The sequence below is a fragment of the Mesorhizobium sp. M7A.F.Ca.US.005.03.2.1 genome, assembly GCF_003997795.1.
Taxonomy (GTDB): domain Bacteria; phylum Pseudomonadota; class Alphaproteobacteria; order Rhizobiales; family Rhizobiaceae; genus Mesorhizobium; species Mesorhizobium ciceri.
The window spans coordinates 1-5,138 of record NZ_RZRP01000447.1 but is presented as its reverse complement, the minus strand read 5'-3'; the positions used below and the strand labels follow the sequence as shown (position 1 = coordinate 5,138).

Genomic DNA, 5,138 nt, shown 5'->3' with positions numbered 1-5,138 from the left:
CCCATATGCGCGTCGGCAAGAGATAGAAGCCTGCCGTCGGCAGCTTTGCCCTGGCAGTCATAGCAACCTCGCTGGCACCGACGGCAGGCTTCTATCTCTTGCCGACGCGCATATGGGAGCTGGCGCTGGGCGCCATGCTGATGTTGCGGAAGCCTCCGGTCCCAGCCGGTCGGCTGGCGGTGGAACTGATCGGCCTCGCCGGCTTTGCCCTGATTGCGTTTGGCTTTGTGATGATTTCGGACAGCGATCCGTTTCCCGGCTACAATGCCCTATTCCCCTGCATCGGAACAGCACTGCTGATCTATGCTGGCCAGGATAACGCCGACAGGCCGGCACCTGTCGCCACTCGCGTGCTTCGGTTGGCGCCGCTGGTCTGGGTCGGCCTGATTTCCTATTCGCTTTACCTCGTCCATTGGCCGATCAACTCGTTCGTCCATTATCTCTCGCTGAAGACCGTCGGTGTGCCAACGATTGTCGCGATGACGGTGGCCAGTTTCGCCTTGGCGGCATTCTCCTGGAAATATGTCGAGCAGCCCTTCCGCCAGAAACGAGCCTATACCGCACCGCTGCCTATCTTCGCTTTTTCGGCGACGGCCATCGCGCTGCTGTGCGCCGGTGGTTTGGCCGGTGCACTGGGCAACGGTTTCCCGCAACGGTTCCCGGACTTCTCGACCGAACGTATCCGGGTCGGCGACTGGCGCAACGGCATCTGCTTCAACGAAAACGGGACCCGCATCGAAGACTGGAATCTCGCCGACTGCACCCGTACAACGGGCTTTGCCACCGATGTGCTGCTGTGGGGCGATTCTTTCGCTGCCCATTATGTATCGGGACTTGAGCCCAACGCCCAGAAAATCCAGGCCAATGTCATCCAATACACCTATGCCGGCTGTCCGCCCGACCTGACCTATTTTTCCTATGCTCGGCCCGCCTGCACCCGCTTCAACGAACGGGCCTTGTCGATCATTCGCGACGCAAACATCCAGGCGGTGATCCTGAGCGGCCGATGGACCGACTACCAGGCCAGGGGCTTCGCCGGCCTGCAGAAGACGATCGACCGGCTTCGCGAGATGGGGGTCAAGGTCTATACCGTCGGCCAGTCTCCGGAATTCATCGCCGACGTCCAGAAGATCGCTTTCTTGGTGAAGCGGGAGCATGCCGGAACCACATCCTGGCCTATGGCTATGGATCCGGGCATCAACGCACGGGTTCTGCCGTTCACCAAAGGGGCCGATTTCATAGATCCGCTGACGTATCTGTGCGACTCGGCCGGTTGTTCATACGCCGACGCCAAGACCAATGAATTTCTCTACTTCGACTATGGCCACTTCTCTTCCGCCGGCGCGACGCTGGCCATCTCGAAATACTGGCCAAGTTTCGCCACCAGCGACAAGGCCGCGAAGGCAAACCGGCAATTCACGGCCGCAGGCGCGCCGTGATCCGCAGCACGACGGCGTCGTGCCGAAACGGACCGCTTTGCGATTGCCCGAAGGCCAACCCTCATGCTAACGAGGGCGCACGCGGGTATGATGTAATGGTAGCTTGTCAGCTTCCCAAGCTGAACGCGAGGGTTCGATTCCCTCTACCCGCTCCAGTATATGGCGCAAGGGTTTGCGCCTGATTGGGAGATGGCTGAAAATAAGGGGTTTTACAGGCGGTTTTACAGAATCGCTTCCGGATTGGTTCCAAGGCCGTTCGCTTTCCAGGCGAAGCCGAGCCCATGGTGAGCAGACCGAGCCATGGGAGCGTTTTCGACCTGAGGGGGCGATCAATGTGACGCCATTGGTGGCCGCGTCCTCTAACCAGCAGCGACCCAGTAGGGCGAATTGTGCCGGTTATGCAATGACCGATATGGGGCCGACAGCGGACTGGCGGCTTTTCGGCGAACCGATGCCAAAGCGGACGCCGAGTGTCCGAACAGTGCGCTTTTTGACGCCGAAATCGGCGACGGCAGCCTTTATGCAACTCTATCAAGCGATCCGAGGACCGGTTTGGCGCAATCCTAAGGCTGGGTGGCCGTTGAACATTATGCGATTCCCCTTGCCGCGGGACTAAGCTAAGCTGACCAGCCACAGTCTTAGTCTGGGCGTCGGGGAAAAATGTGACCATCGGTATCTCAGAACTTTCAGCGCTGACGCGCCTCTTTTCTTCGGCCGTATTCCAGGAATTCGCACGGAAGGGCCGCTCTGCGTTGTTTCGGCGTCTGATCGATCAGACCCGCGTCGCTGGACGTTGCGCCGCCGATGCGACGGTCGGGGACGCGTTCGACGCTGCGTTCTCGATTCTCGGAATCGCTGGACTGCGCGATGAATACGTCTACCGGGCGGCGCTGACCCATAAGATACTGATGGGCAAACATTCGTTGCGCACAGCCTCGATGCTCAACGAGTTTCGCGCCGGATCTTGCAAGGCGGATCTTGTCATCCTCAACGGAACGTCGACCGCCTACGAGATCAAATCCGAACGGGATTCCCTCGGGCGCCTGATCAACCAAGTCGAAAATTACAAACGCGTGTTTGCATCGGTGAACGTCGTAGTCGGCGAACGCTATGTCGATGGCGTCCAGTTGGTCCTTCCCGAGGACGTCGGCATACTTTGCTTGTCCCACCGCTACCGCATCGCGACGGTGCGCGACGCAGTAGACTGCCCCGAGCGTATCTGCCCAGTTACGGTGTTCGAATCGCTTCGCTCGGCGGAAGCCGCGGCAGTCCTGAAGGCGCTCGGCATAGCCGTCCCGGTCGTCCCGAATACACAGCGCCACGCCGCGATGCGGGAGCTGTTCTCGCATCTCGACCCTGTGGCACTTCATGGCGAAATGGTGCGGACGTTAAAGCGCACACGTGACCTCGCGCCTTTGGCCAGCCTCGTCGACCAGCTACCGCGCTCGCTCCACGCCGCTGCCCTGTCGATACCGGTCCGCCGCGCAGACCATGGCCGCATCGTGCAAGCGATTGCGACGCCGCTCGACGCGTCCACGGCCTGGGCCTAACGCATGTATCACCCATATTTCCGCGGCAAGCAGTTCGAACTGATCGCCATTCGCGAAACCGCAATGCTGATGGCGGAATCGGGGTTCGTGCCAATCATAGAGCCTGTGCGCGAAGCGCTCAAAGGGTTGGAGCGGACCCTTACGGCGATCTGCGACGCCGGCGGCGAGGCGATCGTGATCATCAATCCGGCGCATGGCGATCATGCCGAGGACGGCGTGAGCATCTCGACGCTGCTCGGGAATGGATTTCTCAAAAAGGACGGCATCAGCTCAGGCATCCTGCTCACCAACGACATGGATGTCGATGACGCGGTCGCCTGTCACCTCAAGCACCAAGCGCATCAGCCAGTATTCATCCATGCCGGTTTCACCGAAGCCAAGGCACTGGCCGACGCGCTCGGCGACGACCTCGCGGAGACGCGGCACGTCTTCTTCGAAAAACACTGCCACAAGCTGTACCGCAAGCACCTGAAGGGCAGCAAAACCCGCATCCTCCTGCGTGACGGGTTCGAACGCCGGCGCAACGCCGATCATCCGCCAGTCGAATTGTTCTCTGATCTCCACCTCACGTTCGAGGAGGAAGACATGGACGGTTTTGGCGATTTCCTGATCGTAGGCGATGACTATATCGAAGGCGGCGGCCCCGCTTATGCCGTCGCGATCCACCTCACCTTTCTCGACCCGACAAGGACGAGGTGATGTATGTCTATCATTTCGTGTCGACGACAAGGGACACGCCGAGCGATCCGGGCGGCAAGTTTGCACAGGCGCTGGCAAAGCTGATCGCGAAGCTCGATTAGCGAATTAGACGGCAATTCCCGGTGCGAAGTCACGCTACGCCTTAAATCCCGCGGTTCGACGATTATGTTGATGCCAAGCGGAAGCGCACTTGGCATCGAAGCGTCGGCGACGCCTGCTTAGAGGAACCCGCATAGCAGTCCGCAATGACCGACATTAGGCGCCTACCAGACATTCACCAGCCGACCGTCTGCGCCCCACTCGCTATTCTTTCCACATAGTGGATCGTAGTTCAGCCTGCATATGTTCTGCCAAGTCGAGTTCGCCTCTCGCTTCTGGCCGATGGGGTTTAGCGCACGAGCTCCGACGGGCGCTTCGCAGGCATGTCCATCCTTCGATGGCACGCTGAAGTAGGCCTGCTCAAGGGCCTGCCGTTCAAACCGAGCGGCCTTCCGCTGCCGATATCTTTTGCTATCCTTTGCGTTGGCTGCTTTGCCAGCTACGCAGCCGCGCCACCTAAGTAGGCGCTGATGACCGCTTCATTGCTCGCCAGATCGCTCCCAGGGCCATCAAGAACGATGCGCCCGGCTTTGAGCACATAGCCGTAGTCCGCGAACTTCAAGGCGACTTTGCTGTTCTGCTCGACGAGCAGAATGGTCACCCCTTCGCGATTGAGGCGCTGCACGATTTTCATGACTTCCTTGATCAGTTGCGGCGCCAGACCCATGGATGGTTCGTCGAGCAGGAGCACCTTGGGCGCGGCCATGAGGGCTCTGCCGATTGCGAGCATCTGCTGCTCTCCTCCAGAGAGGTTCCTTGCATCGCCATTCTTTCTGCGCGCCAGGATGGGAAAGAGTTCAAAAACGTGATCCAGCCGCCGCTTTCGCTCAGCGTCGTCGGCAAGCGTAAACGAGCCGAGGTCAAGATTCTCTTTGATCGTCATGTCGCCGAAAATGCGCCTTCCCTCCGGGACGTGGACGAGCCCGCGATGCGGCAGGCGATGGGCCGGGACCTTGGTTATGTCCTCGCCCAGGAAGCGGACATTTCCAGAGGACGCCGCAATCAGGCCGGACAGCGTGCGCAGCACCGTGCTTTTGCCGGCGCCGTTCGCGCCAAGCAGGGCGACGATCTGGCCGCGTTTGACCGAAAGGCTGACGCCATGAAGCGCTTCGATGGCGCCATAGCGGGCAACGATACGGTCCGCGCTAAGAACGATCTCGGGGTCCATTAATCCTCCGTGCCGAGATAGGCTTCGATGACCCTGGGGTCCGCGCGGACGGCCTCCGGCGCACCATCGGCGATCTTCTGACCGTAGTCGAACACGACGATCTTTTCCGACACTTGCATAACCAGCCCCATATCGTGTTCGATCAGCAGGACGGTGACGCCGGTTTCATCGCGAATGCGGCGG

At 60.0% G+C, this 5,138-nt stretch carries 4 protein-coding genes, 1 tRNA gene and 1 pseudogene; 4 read left to right on the top strand and 2 right to left on the bottom strand.

Annotation, left to right across the window (positions count from 1 at the left end; translation table 11 throughout):
* Positions 1-98: 98 nt before the first annotated feature.
* The 4 genes from EN991_RS22600 to EN991_RS22585 all read left to right on the top strand — a co-directional run bounded on the left by EN991_RS22600 (position 99) and on the right by EN991_RS22585 (position 3,688).
* Complete coding sequence (locus EN991_RS22600; RefSeq protein ID WP_245461042.1) at positions 99-1,439, top strand: acyltransferase family protein; 1,341 nt, start codon at positions 99-101, stop codon at positions 1,437-1,439.
* A gap of 81 nt (positions 1,440-1,520) precedes the next feature.
* Positions 1,521-1,594: transfer RNA gene (locus EN991_RS22595), tRNA-Gly, on the top strand.
* A 507-nt stretch (positions 1,595-2,101) separates the two neighbouring features.
* Complete coding sequence (locus tag EN991_RS22590; RefSeq protein WP_206519234.1) at positions 2,102-2,989, top strand: sce7726 family protein; 888 nt, start codon at positions 2,102-2,104, stop codon at positions 2,987-2,989.
* Between the two features lie 3 nt (positions 2,990-2,992).
* The gene (locus tag EN991_RS22585; RefSeq protein WP_245461041.1) at positions 2,993-3,688 is read left to right on the top strand and encodes a sce7725 family protein; all 696 of its coding nucleotides are present in this window, start codon (positions 2,993-2,995) and stop codon (positions 3,686-3,688) included.
* A 538-nt stretch (positions 3,689-4,226) separates the two neighbouring features.
* Here the strand turns inward: EN991_RS22585 and EN991_RS22580 are convergent.
* On the bottom strand, positions 4,227-4,955 hold the full coding sequence (locus EN991_RS22580; protein ID WP_127369586.1) for an ABC transporter ATP-binding protein: 729 nt from the start codon (positions 4,953-4,955) through the stop codon (positions 4,227-4,229).
* Positions 4,955-5,138 (bottom strand): annotated as a pseudogene (locus EN991_RS22575) (ABC transporter ATP-binding protein); the annotation flags it as partial. The pseudogene EN991_RS22575 and the gene EN991_RS22580, both read right to left, overlap by 1 nt.